Annotated in this window: 13 protein-coding genes; 9 read left to right on the top strand and 4 right to left on the bottom strand. The window is 59.2% G+C overall.

Translation table 11 applies throughout. The features are described from left to right. The first annotated feature begins 321 nt into the window (after window positions 1-321). The 3 genes from SH292x_RS07600 to SH292x_RS07590 are packed head-to-tail and all read left to right on the top strand — an operon-like array spanning window position 322 to window position 4,312. Entirely contained in the window at window positions 322-903 is a 582-nt protein-coding gene (locus tag SH292x_RS07600; RefSeq protein WP_442484995.1) for a sigma-70 family RNA polymerase sigma factor, read from the top strand. 1 nt (window position 904) lies between these two features. Then, window positions 905-2,590: a CBM96 family carbohydrate-binding protein gene (locus SH292x_RS07595; RefSeq protein WP_442484994.1), complete on the top strand. Its 1,686-nt coding sequence runs from the start codon at window positions 905-907 to the stop codon at window positions 2,588-2,590. Window positions 2,591-2,632: 42 nt separating this feature from the next. After that, entirely contained in the window at window positions 2,633-4,312 is a 1,680-nt protein-coding gene (locus SH292x_RS07590) for an FAD-dependent oxidoreductase (protein ID WP_442484993.1), read from the top strand. 111 nt (window positions 4,313-4,423) lie between these two features. On the opposite strand, the gene SH292x_RS07585 is transcribed toward SH292x_RS07590, so the two are convergent. The 4 genes from SH292x_RS07585 to SH292x_RS07570 all read right to left on the bottom strand — a co-directional run bounded on the left by SH292x_RS07585 (window position 4,424) and on the right by SH292x_RS07570 (window position 12,271). After that, window positions 4,424-4,813, bottom strand: coding sequence for a hypothetical protein (locus SH292x_RS07585; protein ID WP_442484992.1), 390 nt, complete (start codon window positions 4,811-4,813; stop codon window positions 4,424-4,426). A gap of 172 nt (window positions 4,814-4,985) precedes the next feature. Further along, on the bottom strand, window positions 4,986-5,567 hold the full coding sequence (locus tag SH292x_RS07580) for a hypothetical protein (protein WP_442484991.1): 582 nt from the start codon (window positions 5,565-5,567) through the stop codon (window positions 4,986-4,988). A gap of 910 nt (window positions 5,568-6,477) precedes the next feature. Beyond that, window positions 6,478-9,708 (bottom strand): family 78 glycoside hydrolase catalytic domain, encoded by a 3,231-nt coding sequence (locus SH292x_RS07575; RefSeq protein ID WP_442484990.1) that lies wholly within the window; start codon window positions 9,706-9,708, stop codon window positions 6,478-6,480. A 10-nt stretch (window positions 9,709-9,718) separates the two neighbouring features. Next, the gene (locus SH292x_RS07570; RefSeq protein ID WP_442484989.1) at window positions 9,719-12,271 is read right to left on the bottom strand and encodes a dockerin type I domain-containing protein; all 2,553 of its coding nucleotides are present in this window, start codon (window positions 12,269-12,271) and stop codon (window positions 9,719-9,721) included. 389 nt (window positions 12,272-12,660) lie between these two features. On the opposite strand from SH292x_RS07570, the gene SH292x_RS07565 reads away from it, so the two are divergent. From SH292x_RS07565 to SH292x_RS07540, 6 genes are all read left to right on the top strand, one after another. Next, complete coding sequence (locus SH292x_RS07565; RefSeq protein WP_442484988.1) at window positions 12,661-13,206, top strand: sigma-70 family RNA polymerase sigma factor; 546 nt, start codon at window positions 12,661-12,663, stop codon at window positions 13,204-13,206. Further along, window positions 13,203-14,696 (top strand): hypothetical protein, encoded by a 1,494-nt coding sequence (locus SH292x_RS07560; protein ID WP_442484987.1) that lies wholly within the window; start codon window positions 13,203-13,205, stop codon window positions 14,694-14,696. The genes SH292x_RS07565 and SH292x_RS07560 overlap by 4 nt, the downstream gene beginning before the upstream one ends. Before the next feature lie 268 nt (window positions 14,697-14,964). Continuing rightward, window positions 14,965-15,930 carry a DUF1559 family PulG-like putative transporter gene (locus tag SH292x_RS07555; RefSeq protein WP_442484986.1) on the top strand — a complete coding sequence of 322 codons (966 nt, stop codon included), beginning with the start codon at window positions 14,965-14,967 and terminating at the stop codon, window positions 15,928-15,930. A gap of 47 nt (window positions 15,931-15,977) precedes the next feature. Then, complete coding sequence (locus SH292x_RS07550) at window positions 15,978-16,355, top strand: hypothetical protein (RefSeq protein WP_442484985.1); 378 nt, start codon at window positions 15,978-15,980, stop codon at window positions 16,353-16,355. A 158-nt stretch (window positions 16,356-16,513) separates the two neighbouring features. After that, complete coding sequence (locus tag SH292x_RS07545; RefSeq protein WP_442484984.1) at window positions 16,514-17,509, top strand: hypothetical protein; 996 nt, start codon at window positions 16,514-16,516, stop codon at window positions 17,507-17,509. A gap of 52 nt (window positions 17,510-17,561) precedes the next feature. Then, window positions 17,562-19,493: a dockerin type I repeat-containing protein gene (locus tag SH292x_RS07540; protein ID WP_442484983.1), complete on the top strand. Its 1,932-nt coding sequence runs from the start codon at window positions 17,562-17,564 to the stop codon at window positions 19,491-19,493. Window positions 19,494-19,540 lie beyond the last annotated feature (47 nt).

Genomic DNA, 19,540 nt, shown 5'->3' with positions numbered 1-19,540 from the left:
GCATTTCTTGGCAAGACCGCCGCGGACCTGTGGCCACGGGGGATGCACGGTGAGGAGTTTTCCGCCTTCTCAATCAGCAATAGCCAGCTTTGAATCAGATTCTGTAGAAAAATCTGACAATCTTCCCATTGCCGTGTAACCTGCGGGCAAACGGGCACTCCCTGCGGAAAACGCCACACCCCGTTAGTTGCGGCTGATATATATGGTGGCCCTGGTTTAAAATTTGTCATAAAACCAAGCACCAGCGGCTATTGCTATCAGTGGATCGTGCGCAGGCGGATTCCCGGCATTGCGCTACAAGGCGGACAGGCAGGTACGGGTATGCGAACTATGAGTGCGGAGCCGCGCGGCGACCAAGCGGAACGCCAACTGGGCGAAGAGGAGTTCATTGCTCTGATCGTCCGGCACGAGCGGCGGGTATGCGCCTTCATTCAGACGCTGCTTCCCCTCGACGGGGACGTGGACGACCTGATGCAGGAGGTGAGCGTCGTAGCCTGGCAGAAGTTCCGATCCTTCGTCTACCACGGCACCACGCCCGACGAGCAGTTCGTGAGCTGGCTTTGCACGATCGCCAAGTTTCAGGTGATGAACGAACGGAAGAAACGTTTGAGCAAGAAGACCGTGGTGCCATTCGACGACACGCTGGTCGAGGAGCTCGCCTCTTTACAGCTTCAGCAATCCAGCTACTTCGAAGACCGCCGGTCGGCGCTCGCCGAGTGCCTGATGAAACTTCCGCCCCGCGACCGCGAAGTCATCCGTTTGAAGTACGGCCTCAACGAACCCATCGCTGCCATCGCCGAATACCTGGATCGCAAACAGGTGACCGCTTACCAACTGATCGCGCATCTCCGCGGCAAATTGCTCGAGTGCGTTCGACTCACCCTGCAACGGGAGGGCCACTGAAATGCCTGATTCGCCACGCCCCTCCGATCCATTGGCTCGCGAGTTGTTTGATGCGCTACTCGTCAAGCTCTGGGACGAGCAACTCAACGAACAAGACGCCGTCGTCCTCGGCCAATTGCTCCGCGACCACGTTGAGTTTCGACAAGAGTATCTCGAAGCCAAGCACTCGCTCGCCAACTTAACCGACCTCTGCAAGTCGTGGCAGCACGATGCGCGCGGCCCGCGCGAACTCGTCGCCCAGCCCGTGGCGATCGCAGCCAACTCGCCACTGGCGACGCTTCGGCGCAACACGGCCCACCACGTCACCCGCTGGCTAGTAAGTGCCGCGGCCATTTCTGCGGCGGTACTGGTCGGCGTCCTGATCACTCGGCCCAATGCGCCGATGGCCGATCCCACACCCACGATCGCCGCGACCGACATTCCGGTCACCCCCGTATCCAAGCCTCCCACGATCGCCACGGTGGTCGACGCCGTCAGCACCGACATCGTCAACATGATGCCAGTGTTCGCGGGCCGCGAGCTGACGACGGGCCAAGTCATTGAACTCGACGCCGGCATCACCGAGCTCCGTTTTCGTTGCGGTGCCAACGCCGTGCTCACCGGCCCCGCGCGGCTGGCGATTGAAGGTCCCAAGCGCGTGCGGCTCGACGTCGGAAGGCTGACCGTCACCATGGACGAAGGGGTCGATGGTTTCCAGGTTTACACCCCCGATGGCAAAGTGACCGACCTTGGTACGTCGTTCGGCGTGAGCGTCACCAATAACGACAAGTCCGAAGTCGCGGTGTTCGAAGGGGTGGTCGAGCTTGAGTCCGACCGCAAGAACAAAACCCCCAAGCGGCTCTTGGCGGGCGAAGCCGCACGCTTTAGCCTGTGGCGCGGCTCGCAGGCCCTCGACGATGAGGGAACCCTCCGAGGTCTACAAAACGTCTCGCTCCGTCAGCCCGACTACACCGTGAGCGCCTTCAAGGACGCCTACGTCCGCGGGCGCGATCAAGCGCAGCGGCATGAGATCAAGAACTATGGCGACGCGACGGAGTTGCTCATCAAGTACGAGCCCGCCGCCACGCAGTCGAATCGCCGCGCGTGGATGTCGTTCGATCTGTCGCACATCTCGCGGTCGGATCTGATCGGCGCGCGGCTTCGCCTCACCGTGCTTCCCAACCAGTTGGCGGAAGAGTACGCCCTGTCAAGGAACCGCCCCTACGCCGAGTCGGACACCACCTGGGAGTTCGAGGTGGCCGGACTATGGGACGAGTACTACGACGACTGGAACGAGAACGACATCACCTGGAACAACGCGCCCGGCAACGCACCCGATCGCTTCTCCGGTCAGCTTCTCGGTCCCCAAGCACCGGTCACGCTCGGCAAGTTCACCGTGCACGCCAGCGGCGTGCGGGGCGAACAAGTGGTGCTCGCGGGTTCGCGGCTGCTCGAGTTCCTACGTCAAGACAAGGACGGCAAAGTGACGCTCATCGTGTCGCGCTGCACACCTTGCTTCTACAATTCGGGCGAGGACGTGGTGGTGCATGGCTTCGCGAGCCGCGAACATGGCGAACTGGCTGCTCCTACGCTAGAGTTGTGGGGCGAGACCGACCGCATGCCCCCTGCCCTGCCCCAGCCAGAAGCCGTCGAGCCTACAACGGTCGCGCCCGATAATGGCACCACTCCCAGCGCCGGTACCTCCTAACTTTCACCAAGCACACGCGGCCTTACCGCCAGCACTTGATCGATGACTTTTCTCCGACGACGATGCTTACTTCTCCTCACGGTTCTTGGCTCCCTCGTTAGTAGCGCACTTGCCGACGATGCCCGCCTTAGCACCCCCGCGCCACTCACCGCCGACGTAATCGTCTACGGCGACGCCTCCGGTGGTGTCGCCGCTGCGGTGCAGGCCGCGCGAATGGGGAAAAGCGTGATCCTCGTCTCACAGTTCGGCCATCTCGGTGGCATGACCAGCAGCGGTCTGGGCTGGACCGATATCGGCAACTCGTCGATCCTCGGCGGCATCTCGCGCGAGTTCTACCATCGGCTCTACAACTACTATCAGGACGACAATCGCTGGAACATTCAGCCGCGATCGAAGTACAAGAACCTAGGCCAAGGCGTCCCCGCGTTCGACGAAGAGACCGAACTCGCTTCGACGTTCGAACCCAAAGCGGCCGAGTGGGTGTTTGACCAACTGATGTTCGAAGCCGGCGTGCGAATCGTTCGCGGTCGCATCGACCTGGAAAAGGGAACCACCAAACAAGGCACCCGCATCGTCGCCCTGCATCTCGAAGATGGCCGCCAAGTCTCAGGCAAGATGTTCATCGACGCTTCGTACGAGGGCGACCTACTGGCCGCCGCCGGCGTGAGCTTCACCACGGGCCGCGAACCGAACGCCAAGTACGGCGAGACCCACAACGGCGTCACCGGCCCGCAGCACGGCAATCAGCTCCCCGATGGCATCGACCCCTTCGTCGTCCCGGGCAAGAGCAGCAGCGGACTCCTCCCCGGCGTGAATCCCGACATGGGTGGCCCTCGCGGCACCGGCGACCATCACCTGCAAGCCTACTGCTATCGCATGGTGCTGACCGACGTTCCCGAAAACCGCTCCCCTATCACCAAGCCCACCAATTATCGCGAAGAGGATTATGAGATCCTGTTCCGCGCCATCGAAGCGGGACAGACCGGCGCGTTCTTCAAAACCGACATGATGCCCAATCGCAAGACCGACTCGAACAACGCCAGCGGTATCTCGACCGACTTCATCGGCGGCAACTACGGCGACGATTGGAACTGGGTCACGATCAGCCACGCCGAGCGTGAAAAGGTCGCCCAAAAGCACCGCGACTGGCAACTTGGCCTGCTGTGGACCTTGCAGAATCACCCCCGCGTCCCTGAGAACATCCGCAAGAGCACCTCGCGTTGGGGGCTCGCCAAGGACGAGTTCGAAGACAACAACTACTGGCCCCACAACATCTACGTCCGCGAAGCACGCCGGATGGTCTCCGACTTCGTCATGACCGAACACCATTGCCGCGGCACCGCCGAAGTCCCCGAGCCCATCGGCATGGGCGCCTACACCCTCGACTCGCACAACACCCAGCGATTCCTGCACAAGGGCATGGTGAAGAACGAGGGCGACATCCAATCGCGTCTCAAAGCACCCTACTCGATCTCCTACCGCGCAATCGTCCCGCCGGCGGATGAGTGCGAAAACCTACTCGTCCCCTGGTCGCTGTCCGCCTCGCACATCGCCTTCGGCTCGATCCGCATGGAACCCGTCTTCATGATCCTCGGCCAATCCGCCGGCACCGCCGCCTCGATGGCCATCGACGACAACCTAAGCGTGCAGGAAGTTCCCTACGAAGCCCTTCGCGAACGCCTCGTCGAAGACGACCAGCGACTAACACCTTCGAGCAACTAATGGGGTAAGCCTCCTGCTTGCCAAGCGCCGCTCATCCGCTCGCAACCACGCCCCATCACAATCAACCCTTAGCCCGCGACGGAAGTCGCGGTTTTTTTTCGTGGCTTGATGCTAAGAAGTGAATTCTACGTCGACTACCTCGATGGAAATCTCACGTCCGCCAATAAAGTAGTGAGACAATATCGGGCCAATACTCGTCGGGGCCGGGTGCAAAGGATCGAAGTCGATGAACGTCATACCATCACCAACCACCTGCGTCACCGGCCAATTAAGCGCAAGGTTCGACAGCCTTGAGGTTTCGATCCAACTGAAGACGGCGCCTCCCCTGGCCGCCACGCGCACTTGGGTCCATGCATCCTTCGAAACGGCCTCCTCATCGAAGGCGAGTAGATGAATGGTTGCTGTGCGTTCGATCTTCCCTGCCGAAGTACAAAAGTCGATCGCTTGCACAACCGCACCATTGAACCCACCGAATCGACGAAGCATGGCATCAATCGACATTTGATGAAGCACTCCATTCGTGTAATCGTCTCGCTGGCACCTACTAATTGGCCCGGCAATCGACTGTCTATTTTACCGCTAGTGTCGGGTCTGACATCTCCACAGTTACCCTCGGGAGAATAAAAGGGACAGGAGAACAAGCGTGAAATGTCCCCTATGTTCTCTGAAATTTCTATTTCGGAGCTACGGTAAGAATCAACCTTACTCGTTTCTCAGCATCGAAGGATTTGAATGCTTCCATTGCTACGTATGTGCGTTCGACCTTGCCCTGTACTAGCAGTCCAACTGGGATGGCCTCGGACGGCAAACTGTCGAACTTTGCCCTAGCTTCAGCTTCGTTGAAGCCGGCAATCTGACATAGCGAGACTAAGTAGGCTTTCGCTTCGCGCCTAGTGCACGGCTCGACGTGAAGTGAAATGGTCCACGGCGACCATAGCTGCGTTTCTATGCCGCCCACGGTCGGCGGGTCCGCCTCGAAAACAGCCATGTAAACGGGAAATAGTATGCCTTTATCGGCCCCCGAACGTCCGATCTCTACGCTTACAGCTTCTTCAAGAGTGTCGAACACGGACGGTGGTTCGTTGCTGGCCATCGCCGCCTGGTACGCAGATGGAAACGCCTGCTTGGCAAATCTATCGGGCTCGGCGAAATCAAATTGAAATTGCTCGACTGCAACCAGGTCTACATGCCCTTCTACAACAGGATCATCGGCTACGCTCGCTACTGGTTCTTGGCAACCGGCAATTGAAATCATAAGAACGGTTCCAAGCCAACTCACGTACAGGTGCCTGACAGTCGTGCAACGGCATAAATCGAGCATATGTAAATCTCAAATCACTGCGGGGCTAGAACGGGACATTCTACGTGCGAGAACTTCCACTTGTTAATGTAACATTTCCACTTTACCTGCCCCGACTCCGCAAACTCCGTACCCCGAAGGGGTTGCGTCTGTCAGCCTAGGGTTGCACAGGTGCGAGGTGCACGAGCACCTGGGCTACCCTAGGTTTCGCGCAGAATCCCCGCGGCGGTCGAGGGACAACCTCGCCACTGGCCGGAGCATCGCCGAGACCGCAACGGCGGCTGGGCTGAACTGGGAGGTTCCGGGCGGCCGCGGAGTCTGGAGTAGCCGGCGCCTTCGGCGGTTCTCGTCATTCCCGCGCAGGCGGGAAACCACTCGCAAAGCCATCCCCCTGGGTCCCCGCCTGCGCGGGGATGACGTAACGAATTGGGGCCTGACGGCCGAGATAACGGAATGAATTCCGCCCATACGACTATTTCCACTTTTTTCAATAATGTGACTACAAAGCGCACCTCACATGTGTTCTGATGCACACATTCACCACATCAGTGAACATACGCTCTTTGACAACTTGAAAAACTAATTACAACGACCGGGCTGTGAGTCTGGCGAGGGGTCGCGGTACGCGCGTTTGGGATGCGTGAAGCGCCGTATCGGCGCGGAGCTTGATACGGCCTACGAGAGAGTAAAGTCGCACCTGCGGGTTACCCCTGCGACTTTATTCTGGGGACCGAGCACGCCGCACTCGTCCTAAGGTGTTTAGGCGAGGAGACTTACGCCGAAACTCCCGCAGTACCGAAAACGAGTAAAGTCGCACCCAATGAAATAGTCGCGATATGCGACTTTAACTCATGGTGCTCGCGGCTCACTTGGGCATCGAGAAACGGTACTCGCCCGAGGGCAATTGCACTTCGGTCACCGGCGATCCTTCGCCGGAGGTTTGCTCCTGAGCGACCAACGACGAGTCGGCGAGCGGCTTGCCATCGACCGTCACGTCAGCGACGTGGCGACCGCGGAGTTTCAAGGTTCCTGCGACGTTCGCCGGAATGTGGACTTGGTACTCGCGCTCGTCACCCCTCACGTTCCACTCGGTGCGGATCGGACCACGAAGGCTGTCGTACACCACGCGGCACTGCGTGAGTGAAGGGTCGAACGTCGGCTCGATCACTACCGTGCCAAAACCAGGCTGTGTGTTCTTGATCCCGCCGAGGTTCTCGACCATCCAGCCGTAGACGGCTCCGAAGGAGTAATGAGCAAACGAGTTCATACCCGGATCTTGAAAACCACGATCGGGGGTCCAACCATCCCAGCGTTCCCAGATGCTCGTCGCGCCATGCGAAATCGAGAACATCCAACCCGGATACTCGGGCTGGTGGAGCAAACGCAGGGCGACGTCTTGTCGACCGATTTCACTGAGCGCGAGCATCAGGTCCTTCGTTCCGATGAAGCCGGTGGAGAGTTTCCAGCCACGGCTTTCGATGTCTTCGACCAAGTAGTTGGCAGCTTGGGTACGCTGCTCGCCTTCGACCAGACCGTAAGCGATCGCGAGCACGTAAGCACACTGAGTGTTTCCTTCGATCCGCCCATCGGGCTCGACGAAGTTCTCGACAAACGCGGCCTTGATCCGGCGGAGCAGTTCGTCGTACTTCCGGGCGTCCTCGGATTTGCCGAGCACGGTGGCCGTATCGCGGGCGAGCTGGACGCTGCGGGCGTAGTAGGCCATGTAGATAACGTCGTTCGGGGTCTGGGCGTTGATGCTCAGCCAGTCGCCGAAGGCGTGGTAGTTCTCGGGCGGAAGCACTTCGTCTTGCGAACGTTTGCGGCAGAAGTCGATGAAGCGAACCATCGACGGGTACTGGCGGGCGAGCTGCTCGACGTCGCCATACGCTTGGTAGATTTCCCAAGGACAAATGGTCCCCGCGTCCGCCCAAGCAGGACCACCATCGTGCTCGCCCGGCATCAGCGGCGCAACACGAGGGAACTGTCCATCGGGTCGCTGAGCGTCCGTGAGATCCACCAGCCACTTGCGAAAGAATGCCTGCACGTCCGCCACACGACACGCCGTATGCACGTAAACCTGAGCATCGCCGGTCCAACCCAAACGCTCGTCGCGTTGGGGGCAGTCGGTGGGGACATCAATGAAATTCGCCCGCTGCGTCCAGAGGATGTTTTGATACAGACGATTGAGATTCGCGTCCGACGAATCGAACTCGCTGGCGAGCGGCGTATCGCTGCTAAGCGCGACACCTGTCACCGCATCGAGCGGGGGTTGTCCTTCGATGCCCGAGAGTTCCACGTACTGAAAACCATGAAACGTTTGCGAAGGTTGCCAGACCTCAACGCCGTCGCCCTTGCAAGTGTAGTAGTCGATCGCTCGTGCAAGCCTAAGGTTCGTGGTGTAGAGCTTCCCCTCGTCGTCGAGTCGCTCGCCGAAACGAAGCTGAATTCGCTGACCACGCTGACCTTTGATCTTGATCCGAGCCACGCCCGCAATGTTTTGACCAATGTCGTAGATGTACACTCCCGAAACAGGCTGAGTGACAGCTTTAGCAGGGAACTCGGCGACCTCGATTACGGGCGGACCAGGATGCCACTCGATCGCCGGGTTCACTTCGGTGCCCGTGTCCACGGCGTCGACCACTTCCAGGTGACTACCTGCATTCGCCCAACCAGGGACCTCGAGCGTCGCGTCGTACTCTTCGCCAATCAGCGGATCGGCGACTTGCTTGGGTCCATGAGTGACGAACCACGTTCGATCGGTTGCCACGGTTTGCGTCGTGCCGTCCTCATACTCAATACGCAGCATGGCCCGAACGCGTGGCTTCTTACCCCAAAGATCACGCTGCGTCCGCCAACCGACATGCCCCGCGTACCAACCATCCGCAAGCACAGCACCCCAGGCATTGGCACCATCGACCAGTTGCTCCTTTACGTCGTAGGCGCGGTAGTAAACACGCTTGCGATAGTCGGTCCAACCCGAGGAGAAGTAGTCTTCGTTTACCTTTTCGCCGTTGAGAAACAAATCGGCCCAGCCGAGCGAGGCCAAGTACACCGTCGCATGGCGTACGGGGCGATCCACCGAAAACCCACCGCGGAGATAGCTCGGCGGAAGTGTCACGTCCCGCCCAACGGCCGGTTGTCCCCAAGGCCGCATGCCAAAAGGACCAATCACGTGAGCCTGCGGCGCGCCATCGAAGGGACGAGTGATCCAGTTCTCCTCGCTGTTGGGGAGGCTGAACCAGCGATCGTCCGTCGTCAGGACGTAGTTCTCACCATTGTCATCGGTGAGCACGAGCTTCAAGCACATCCCCGTTGGACTCGGACTACTGTTATGAACAATCACCCGAACTTCATTGAGTCCTGGATGCAGGTAAGGTCCAACCTCGGCGGTCACGGGTTGCTGATGATCGGTGCACTCGGCGACACGATGGCCGTTGATGGCAACGACGCAAGTATCATCCGCCGAAACGGCAAGCCGTGCTCGGTGGGGCGAGGCGATGGCGGTCGGCAAGTTCCACAGCCCTTGAAACACACGCCTGCCTTCGTCGGCGATGTCGCCCGAATCCTTGGAGTAGCAAATCCATCGCGCCCCATGCAGCGGCACCGGCGGAGGAGTCTCCTTCATGGACCTAAGCCCGTCGTAACCAATCCATTCCCCCTGCCAGTCGTCCGGCTGCAACAAACCCACCGACCAGTGCGAAGGTTCGCTCCACCCGCCCGGCTTGCCAGCCACATCCCACGCCATCACTTTCCAGTGACACTGCTGGTGCGAAGCGAGCGGGGTTCCTTGATATTCAATGCCGAACGTGTCGGCGCTGTCGACCTTGCCCGAGTCCCACAAGTCGCCTTGATCTTGATCCAGCTTCTCGCGAGTCGAGGCGACCAGCACACGATACGACGTTTGCTTCTGACCGCGAGCATCGGAGGTGACGATCCAGCTCAACTCGGGAGCAGCAACATCGACTCCCAATGGATTGGTGAGGAACTCGCAGCGCAGACGCTCTGCCGCCAACTGGCCCTCGGGACCACGCAGAGCCAGCGTACCGGCCACCAAGCAACCAATGGCTAGAACGGAAGTTTTGATGAGAAGTGACATAGCAATCCTACTAAGCAGCAAACTGGAGGCGAGGCGCTGGTGCGGTTTGCGATCTCCAGCGAAGTCGAAAGCCGAGCAGACCCGCGACTGCGAGAATGCTCATCCATGCAGACGAGGGTTCGGGGACCATCGCGGCGGCCGACACGCTGCCGGCTTCCGAGAGATGGTCACGCCATATTGTATAGTCGGCGAGATTCACCACGCCATCATTATTTCCATCGGCGGAGAGCTGCTGCGTGGAACCGAACGATTGTTTCCATACCAAGTAGTCGGCCGCGTCCACCGAGCCATCGCGATTGTAGTCGCCCGGAACTCCAAGGGTCTGGTATTCAACCACGCCGGGACGAAACTGATCGTCGCCCAGCAAGAGAAACCCGATCTCAAGGTCGGCGATACCCGCAGTGTCCAGCAGAAACCCGAGATGAAAGCTCTGGCCCGGCTCGATGGCCATCGCCCCTTCAGGTTTCAGCTCGGACAGGGCGAACTGCGTAGGGTTCGACGCGATCCAATCCAAGGGAAGCTGGAAATCGAGGCTTTCCCACCCATCGGGGTTCAGCGATCCCGACGCCGAGCGGATCGAATAACCGTCGAGAGGCAGGGCAAAGTCGCTGGTGTTGGTAAAGATCGCTTCGCCCGAGACGGGATCTACCGCAAGAGTCATCTCGCCACCGAGCGGACCGAGAATGGTGTCGTATTCGACAATGCCGGGACGGAACGCCGCGTCGCCATTCAGCACGAATCCGAACTCGACGTCTTGCTCCGCCAGCGACACGAACGGCCGGCCGAGCGAAAGCACTTCGCCAGGCTCGATGGTGGTTCCGCCGGTGGGTTTGAGTTCCGACAGGGCACCGGGGCGAGGGCCGGATTCACGCCAGTCGGTGAAGTTCTGGTCGGCGAAGCTATCCCAGTTCGCGGGATCGAGCGACTCCGCCCCCGACGCGAGGGAGTAGCCATCGAGCGAGATCGTCGTACTGCTATTGTTGGTCACGGTTGCCGCGCCGGTCGCGGGGTCGATGGTCAGCACCAAGTTGTTGTGCATGGGACTGCCGGTGTAAGCGATGGCTCCGGTCAGCCACTCGTTGCCGGTGCCCGGAGTGAGGTACTGAAAGGTGAGGTCGTCCTGGTGCACGGTGCCGAAGGGCTCGTCGGCCGACGGAGTGTAGAATTTGCCAAGGTAGATCGAATCGGAGTTGGTCAGGCTCGCCGTGCCATTGGGGAGCAGTTCCTGCAGCGAACTGGACGTGGGATTCGCCTCGCGCCACTCGCCATTCTGCTGATCGGCGAGACTTCGCCACGCGCCGTTCGCCGGGTTGAGCTCGGAGCGCGACGATTCGATGCGATAGCCATCGAACTCGCCGCCATTGGCCGTCATGCCACTCAAGTACGCCTCGCCCGTGTCGCGATTGATGATGAGCAACAGGTCGGCCATCTCGATGTTCGCGTCGAGTTGGTAGAACTGGTTGTTGTCTTGATCGCCGGCGACGCGAATGCGGTACTCGCCCGTATCGAACAGGGGTTGCGAGCGAATCTCCTCGGCTTGCCCCAACCCTGCGAAGTCGCTTGTGCGAATCAGCGTGCCCGAGGGGTCATAAAGTTCGAAGCGGAGGTTCGACTGCGCGGCGGCGTTGAACGGCTGCCCCGCCATTTGGTAGGTCGGGCCAACGGGGGTGAGCTTCAGGTCGATCGCCCCAGGACGTGTGACGTTGAAGCGAAACCAATCCTGGTCCGTGGAGCCATCGATTCCTGCCCAGTCGTCATCGAGTGCTTCGACAATCGAGTCGATGGCGTCGGTGCCGCGCGAGATTGCCGCACGAGTCGAATAGCTGCCGAGGTTCGTGGCCGACTGGAACGTGTCATTGCCGCCATTCTTTTCGAGCGGATCGCCGTACAGGCGATTGAAGGCAAACACGTCGTCGAATTGCAACCCGAAGAAATGGTCTTGAAGGCCCCCTTCCATCACCGACTCGGCGCCCGCGATGTCGGAATGCCCCAACCCCACACCATGCCCGCTCTCGTGCGAAATGAGATTGCGAAGCGGCGCGGGGTTCGAGTGAATGCCGCTGGGCACTCCGTTTCCATCGCGGCTCGTGTCGATGCGCATGTCGCCAGCGTTCGGAAACGTGTTGTCGGCGAGCACGCCGCCGGGGTTGTTGTCGATCACCTCGCCTCCGATGCGCATGTCGCCGAACATGCCGGTGCTCTGTCCGCCCGCGTTCTGCTCGGGAATATAAACCAAGGTGAGGCCCGAAACTCGCTCGTATTGCTCGTACGCGGAGCTGATGACGGTCCACCAATTGCGATTGGTGAAGTCGGCGGTGCGTTGGGCCTGCGGTACGTTCCAACCATCGTCGAGGTAGTCGATCAGATTGGAGTTGTTCGAACGATCGTAGCTTTGGCCGTCGGGAACAAGACTCCAGGACAAGGTAATGGCGTCCCCGCGCTGCAGGCCGCCGCCACTGGCCTGCGTTTGCGTCCAGCGCCCGGCGATGTCGAAGGCCGGAGCAGGTCCACTGAAGGTCGCCATAGCCAGCGACACCACAGTGATAGACAGCAAGAGCCTCATAGGGGTTCCTTGGAGACACGGTGTGCGAGTCGCACAGCACGAAAAGAGGAGCTAGAATGCCGACCGCCGACAAGCGAGATTTCCTAAAGGTTGCACCGCCAGAACCGAAAGGTCAAGCGGGAAAAAGCGTGGAAAAATACTTTGAAATTCTCTCTGGAATCCATGTCAGAAACCGGAGAACGCAGGCATATACTCGTGAGAGAAGTGTGCCTCGCCGACCGCCCGGAATCGGTCGGCGAGAACGTCCAGCGTACGAGCGGCACGGCTTACGCAGTGGATGAGAGGGGGCGTGCCGACCTCGTCGCGGGGATTCCCTCGCACCCAACGAAGTTACCCAACCGGAACAACGAATAGGATCCACTTTTCGAATGTTAGCGAGGGAGTCGAAAATGCCCGACCAAGAAGACCTGACAATGAACCGAATGCGTTTGTTCGGCGAGTTGTTGGCGGACGTGCATTCCGACCTCTTCGCATTCATCTACTCGCTGGTGCAGCATCACGCGGATGCCGAGGACGTTTACCAGCAGGTGACATTGGTGCTGTGGGAAAAGTTCGACTCATTCGAGCTCGGCACCAACTTCGCATCGTGGGCTACGACTGTAGCTCATAATACGGCCCGTGGGTTCATCCGTTCGCGCAAGCGGAACGCCATCACCTTTGGCGACGAAGTGCTCGACGCCATCGCGGCGGCGCACACCGCGAAGCAATGCTGGGGAGCCACCGATACCTCCGAGGCACTAAGCCGGTGCCTTAAGAAGCTGACGGATCGCGACCGTCGATTGGTGGAGCGGTGCTACTCGCCGGACAGCAACTTCACGCGCATCGCCCGTGACGAGAATCGAACTGTCGGAGCCATTTACCAAGCGATCTGTCGGATTCGCAAGAACCTCTACACCTGCGTGAAACGGACGATGACGAAGGAGGGCACTTCATGAATCCAAGCGACGAAGATGCCCGTCGGCTGATCGACCTGTTGAGCCGCGGCTGGGATGGCGTACTGACGGACGCTGATAACGAAGCGATCAACGCCTTCCTACGCGAGAACCTCGACGAGCGAAGTGAGCTTTTGCTCAACATTTCGACGGTTCACCTTGAAACCAGCAAACAAATCGCCTCGGCTAAGCTTCTTGAGCGAGCGATGGGGAATTTGCAAGCCTCGCTGGAAGCCCGCGGTATGCCAGTGGACAAAGGCGTCGAGCGACGAAGTCCCGCGCGACGAAGTTTAACCTCGCGATTTGCCGAGCCGCTGGTAATCGCGGCAATTGCCGCGTGCGTGATGGTGGCCCTCGGGACTCGGTTCCTGCTTGATGTACCACCAGAACCGTCTTCGATTCAGGCGACCCCGCGTATCACCCGGCTTCTACGTCCATCGCGGCCAGTGGCGCGGGTCGTTGCCGAACGCGATGCCATTTGGGCCGAGGGGAGCGAGCTGATGGTCGGGCAGACCATTAGCGAAAACTCCCGGCTGGTGCTGCTTTCGGGCTCGGCGCAGCTTAGCATGGCGTGCGGCGCGGATATTGTGATGCAGGCCCCTTGTGAATTGACGCTGCTGTCGCAGGATATGGCGAGACTCGATTCGGGCAAGGTCACCGCCCAGGTTGCGGAGGAGGCGAAGGGGTTTGCCATTCTCGCGAAAGATCTAAGGGTCGCCGATTTGGGGTCTCGCTTCGCCCTATCGTCCGACCCCGCGGGTGTCGTCGAGGCCCACGTCTTGGAGGGATCGGTACTAGCAGAGCCGCTGAAGGATCGCCGTCCACAAGTTTCTTCCGTGGTACTCAAGTCCGGAGAAGCGATTCGAGTCAACACCGTTCGCTCGCGAGTCGACTTGATCGACGCCCGCCAGATGGATTTCGCCGACGCGCTCGTTCGATTCCGTCCGCTTCGTCCGATCCAAAGCATCTGGAATACAGGAATTGGAGCGGAGATTGGTTCAGAAGATCCTCGCTGGACAATCACTGGTGGAAGCGATGCGCTCGGGCCGTACCCTCGCAAGGCGACGATTCAGGCCGCCGAAGCGTCGTATGAGGACAATAAACCGGGGATTTCGCAGTGGATTTCGCTTAGTGCCAGTCCTTCGCCCGGTGCTCCGCCCGATTCGGTGCATACGTTCGAGACGACCTTCGACCTCGAGGGCTACGACCTTAGTACGGTGTACGTGGTGGGCTACTTCCTGGTGGACGACGCGATCAACGAGCTGCGAATAAACGGGCACCCCGTCCATTTCAATCGGTGGATGACCACTTGGGATCAGTACGATTTCAAGAGCTTCCACGCTATTGAGATCACCGACCACTTTGTCGAGGGAAGGAACACGATTTCCATCGACCTCTACAATTCGCCGTCCCGACCCGAGTCGCCCGACGCCCCCAATCCCACTGCCCTGCGCGTCGAATGGCAAGCTTTTGGTTGTGACAAAGTGGAGTGAGCTCCACCCAATCGGGGTAGTTTACGGCTAAGCTCTGTGTTCGCGCCGCTGCTGGCACAGTTGCCACCGGTCCGCGCTGAATTCTTCGTGGGCGCGGAGCTAGCGGGAATAAATTCTCGATTTCTTCGTCCACGGAAGTTTTTCTTTGTCAGAAGTGGACCTTGCGCGCCATTTACCTGCGTTCCGGGGATGCCCCAATGGGGGGCCTTATCTAGTGGCGTTCGCGTCATCCCTCTTCGCCAGCTATGTAATCGCGCGAGGTGTCAGCATGGAAGAACGGGTCGCGTTGAACCCAAGGGTTCGAACTGCGTTCACGCTTGTCGAGCTATTGGTGGTGATTGCCATCATCGGCATTCTGGTCGCCCTCTTGCTGCCGGCGGTGCAGGCCGCCCGCGAGTCGGCACGACGGACCGAGTGCGTCAACAAGCTCAAGCAATGGAGCATCGCCATGCACTTGCACCACGATACGCACGGCAAGATGCCGATGGGTTGTCGGGGGTCGCGTTCAGATAATTCGATTCCTCGTCAGACTTGGGTGATGCGATTGTGGCCCTTCATCGAGCAAACGGCCATCGATGCCGCGAACGATCCCGAGAGCCATCTTTACGACCCGCCCTTCACCATCCCAGGCACGCTCAATGGTTTGGGTGGTTATGAGTTACCGATGTATCGTTGCCCTAGTGACCCCAATGGACAAGACATCACAACGGGGACTTACCAGCGCCGCCGCGGCAGCTACGCGGTGAATTGGGGGCATGTCCCGTTCGGTGGCACTTATCGCCCCGATCGCTTCGCGCCCGGCGTGGCACCGTTTCGTCACGACGGGGGCGTCACCACCAAACCACGGGCGACACCCTTTAGCCAAATCACCGACGGTACGAGTAACACGCTTATGGTTTCTGAAGTCCTGATCGGCCAGACGAATGAGGATAAAGACTGGCGGGGCGACATCTTGAACGATGAAGGCACCTTCCGCTTTCAAACCATGAACACCCCGAATAGCTCAGTCGCCGACATCGTTGCGGATGGGTACTTCGTCGACATTCAAGACACGGCTATGCCGGTGGTAAATGGTGCCTTTACAGTTCAACAAGCCGCTGCACGCAGTCGTCATCCCGGCGGAGTGAATGCCGCGATGTGCGATGGGTCGGTCGACTTCTTTTCGGACGACATTAGCCTTACTACTTGGGTTTCGTTGGGGACGATGAACGGGCAGGAGGCGGTGTCGAGATGATGAGTTGTCTTTCGCCGTCGACGCTTCGATGTGTTCTAACGAGTGGCTTGTTCGCACTCTCAATCCTCGTGGGCTGCAACTCAGGAAGTTCTACCAAGGGGACAGTCGAAGGGACCATCACCGTTGATGGCCAACCAGCCGGCGATGGATCGATTTCGTTTGTTCCACTCGATGGCAAGTCCCCTACGGCTGGAGGAAAGATCGAAGCGGGGACCTACCGCGCCGAGGTGCCGCTTGGGCGATCGAAAGTGGAGATACGCATTCCGAAGCAAGTCGGGGAACGGAAGGCGTACAACACACCCGATAGCCATATGATTCCCGTGATCAAGGAGGTTCTACCTGGAAAGTACAACGACTATTCGGAACTGGAAGTCGACGTAAAGCCGGGTTCGAGCCAGTGCAACTTTGACCTTCTTTCGAAGTAGTTTTGCCATTCACTTAACTCGTCCAAAGAGAGAGGCTTGCCCAGCGACCAAGGGGGTGCAAGCCTCGACCACCGAAACCGGACCGAATGCCGGCAACCTATTCCATCCAGCTTGGCGCATGCTCCATGCAAGAGTTTTTTCCTAGGGAGATTCGATCGATGATGCGTATTCCAATGAGGCGGATTTCGGAACTGACGCTCGGCGTCTTCGCCAGTGTCGCCCTCACGACGACGGCTAGCGCGGTGGTCGTCATCAACAACTCACAGAACATTGCGCCTGCGGGCGGTGCTGTTCATGCAGTTCATGACCCGGCATCGGCGGGTACGCCGACACTTTTGAGCGCCTCGAGCTCCGACTTGGCCCAAGGTCTGACCGCAGCCGTCACCTACACCGGTGGAACGGGAAACGTACAAATCGAGATGGCAGCTGGGGTGAGCGCGTTTACCAATGGCTCGATTACGACGGTTTACAACGAGTCGGGCCCCAACGGCAACGCGATTGACCATGCCGCTTATGGTGCCGTCCACGGAACAACCACCATCAACTCGTTTGTTACCTTTAACTTGGGTGCGCTGTACGACTTGACTCGAGTCGACGTTTTCTTGGGCTGGCCCGACTCGGGGCGCGATGATTCGTCTTTCATCCTTCGGGCTTCGACGGATGGCGTGAATTACGCCAATCTCGCCACGTACACCAAGGGACCCGACAACACGGGAGCCATCACCACGCCGGTGACCAATCTGCACAGTGTGGTCGACAGCCTGGGTGCCGACATGGCTCCGGCGATTCAGTACGTGCAGCTTCAGTTCACCGACGCGGACAATGGTTACGCCGGTCTGGCGGAAGTGGACATTTTTGGCGAAACCCCCACTTTCGACATTGCCGACGTCAACCGCGATGGCGATGTCGATATCGACGACTTCTACGTGATCAGCAACAACTTCTTGAAAGTTCCTTCGGCCCTTGGTTTAGATGGCGACATTGTTGCGGACAACTTCGTCGATGCGGCCGACTTCCGCTTGTGGAAAAACTCGGTGAGCCCCGGACTTCTCGCCCAGATCAATGGCAGTAATGTTCCCGAACCGGCCACTGTGGTGACTCTCGCGGTCGCTGCAGGGCTAGGGCTTGTGGTCCGTCGTTATCGTCAGGCTTAACGCTGTTTCCTGTAAACATCAACTCTGATCACTTCTCACACAGGATACCGTTATGCGACTGCATCTTACTCAATGGATACGCGGGGGCGCCCTAAGCGCTGCCCTGGGGGTCGCCAGCGCGACCATGGCTGCGACGCCGTACGACTGGACGGGGGCGGCGGGTGATAATAACTACAACAATCCGGGTAACTGGGTAGTTGGCACGGACGTCTTTGGGCCCCCTTGGGGCGAGTTTAATGAGAGCGGTTACATCGGTGGCGCGGCGACCGTACGTGTAACTGACACGCCTGGACCGTTCGGCCAACTTTTCATCGGCGAAGACACCGGCGACAACGCGAGTCTAACTATCGAGAACGGGGGCACCCTCGCTCACTACGTTGGCCCGAACGACGCGACCAACGACGTCAGTGGCGGCATCGATGTCGGGTTTAATGGCGTCGGAACGCTTCGCGTGCAACCAGGTGGATCGCTCACCTCGGGCTACATCATCCTCCGCGGCACGGGCAGCCAAGTGGTCATTGATGGCAGCGGGGCCAATGCCGCCAACGTGACGCTTTCGAACCTCCCCGGTAAGAGTTCTGGCTTCGCCATCACTTCAGGTACTAGCGTGCGGACTATCGGCCCTAACGCCAATATCTTGTCGAACACGTTCGATCAAAGTGTTGGAGGCACCTACATCGCCGAGATCACTGGTCCCGATCATTCGACGTTCAAGACCCCCAATTCGGCGATCGCGAACGGCAACCTGAAAATCGAGTTCAACGGCTACACCCCCGTGGTTGGCGACTCGTGGAATCTGATCGATGCCCCCGGGTTTTCGTCGACGTTCGAGAATATCGAAGTCCCGAACCTTGCCCTACCTCTTGGACAAGGGCTGTACTTCAAGACGGTCGCGGATCCTACCAGCCAGTTCGGTCAGTTCGGCCAACTGGCTATGGAGCAACGCCTCGTACTAAAAGTGAACCGCGACACGAAGGCGATGAGCATCGTCACTGGCCAGGTGCCCGTGGCGATCGATGGTTACTCGATCACTTCGACGCTGGGGGGACTCAATCCTACAAACTGGCAGAGCCTTGATGATCTGAACGTAGGCCAATGGCGCGAGTCGCCGGTGAATGGTTCGGCCAATGCCATCTCGGAACTCGAACCTAGTGGAACACGCAACATCACCACCGGTGCCCCACTCAACCTGGGTAACGTGTTCAAACTTCCGACCGCCTCCTCGATTGGTCAGGAACTTGAGGACATTCAGTTCCAGTACTACATGCCCGATGGCAGCGTGGTTCAGGCCGAAGTGATCTACGAAGGCGAAAAGCACTACAACGATGTCGTGCTATTCGTGGATCCCGTGGACGGCGACACCTATATCCAGCACCAATCGACGGTTGGTGTCGCGATCGACGGCTACAACATCCATTCCGATTCGGGCTCGTTGCTCACTGGCAACGCGAATTGGAACAGCCTTGACGATCAAAATAGTGCTTCGTGGACCGAATCGGGCGTGACGGCCAATAACCTGACCGAGCTCCGTTCGGGGGGTACTACGGCGCTCTCGCTGGGCACCTCGCTGGACCTTGGTAGCCCGTTCAAGACGGTCGCCAATGGCGGTACCCAGGATTTGGTGTTCAGCTATTTGGTCGGCGGTGCGAGTCAGTTTGTCGAAGGGCTGGTGGTTTACAAAGAGTTTGAACTGTCCCAGGCCGACGGCGACTACAATGGGGACGGCATCGTTAATCTCGCCGACTATACCGTGTGGCGTGATAACCTGGGAGCCACGGTTGCCAGCGGAACCGGTGCCGATGGGAACAACGATGGAACGGTGAACGCGGCCGACTACGGCGTGTGGAAGTCGAACTTCGGTCAGACCGCCGGGGCAGTGAGTGCCACGCTCAGTCCATCGGCCGTGCCGGAACCATCGACTTGTATCGGCTTGGGCATGCTAGTAGTGGGAATGCTAGTCCGCCAGCAATACCGAAGGAATTAAGCTCGATCCCCACTAGGGATCGATCGCAACAACACACTACGGAGCAG

Source organism: Aeoliella fuhlenseeensis, assembly GCF_052161615.1.
Taxonomy (GTDB): Bacteria; Planctomycetota; Planctomycetia; order Pirellulales; family Lacipirellulaceae; genus Aeoliella.
This window is presented reverse-complemented; position numbering and strand designations above follow the sequence as displayed.

Bases quoted from the DNA above. Each gene is read 5' to 3' on its own strand.
- SH292x_RS07590 (WP_442484993.1), top strand. From the start codon at position 2,633: ATGACTTTTCTCCGACGACGATGCTTACTTCTCCTCACGGTTCTTGGC.
- SH292x_RS07575 (WP_442484990.1), bottom strand. From the start codon at position 9,708: ATGTCACTTCTCATCAAAACTTCCGTTCTAGCCATTGGTTGCTTGGTG.
- SH292x_RS07570 (WP_442484989.1), bottom strand. From the start codon at position 12,271: ATGAGGCTCTTGCTGTCTATCACTGTGGTGTCGCTGGCTATGGCGACC.
- SH292x_RS07595 (WP_442484994.1), top strand. From the start codon at position 905: ATGCCTGATTCGCCACGCCCCTCCGATCCATTGGCTCGCGAGTTGTTT.
- SH292x_RS07560 (WP_442484987.1), top strand. From the start codon at position 13,203: ATGAATCCAAGCGACGAAGATGCCCGTCGGCTGATCGACCTGTTGAGC.
- SH292x_RS07540 (WP_442484983.1), top strand. From the start codon at position 17,562: ATGCGACTGCATCTTACTCAATGGATACGCGGGGGCGCCCTAAGCGCT.
- SH292x_RS07600 (WP_442484995.1), top strand. From the start codon at position 322: ATGCGAACTATGAGTGCGGAGCCGCGCGGCGACCAAGCGGAACGCCAA.
- SH292x_RS07585 (WP_442484992.1), bottom strand. From the start codon at position 4,813: ATGTCGATTGATGCCATGCTTCGTCGATTCGGTGGGTTCAATGGTGCG.
- SH292x_RS07545 (WP_442484984.1), top strand. From the start codon at position 16,514: ATGATGCGTATTCCAATGAGGCGGATTTCGGAACTGACGCTCGGCGTC.
- SH292x_RS07580 (WP_442484991.1), bottom strand. From the start codon at position 5,567: ATGATTTCAATTGCCGGTTGCCAAGAACCAGTAGCGAGCGTAGCCGAT.
- SH292x_RS07555 (WP_442484986.1), top strand. From the start codon at position 14,965: ATGGAAGAACGGGTCGCGTTGAACCCAAGGGTTCGAACTGCGTTCACG.
- SH292x_RS07565 (WP_442484988.1), top strand. From the start codon at position 12,661: ATGCCCGACCAAGAAGACCTGACAATGAACCGAATGCGTTTGTTCGGC.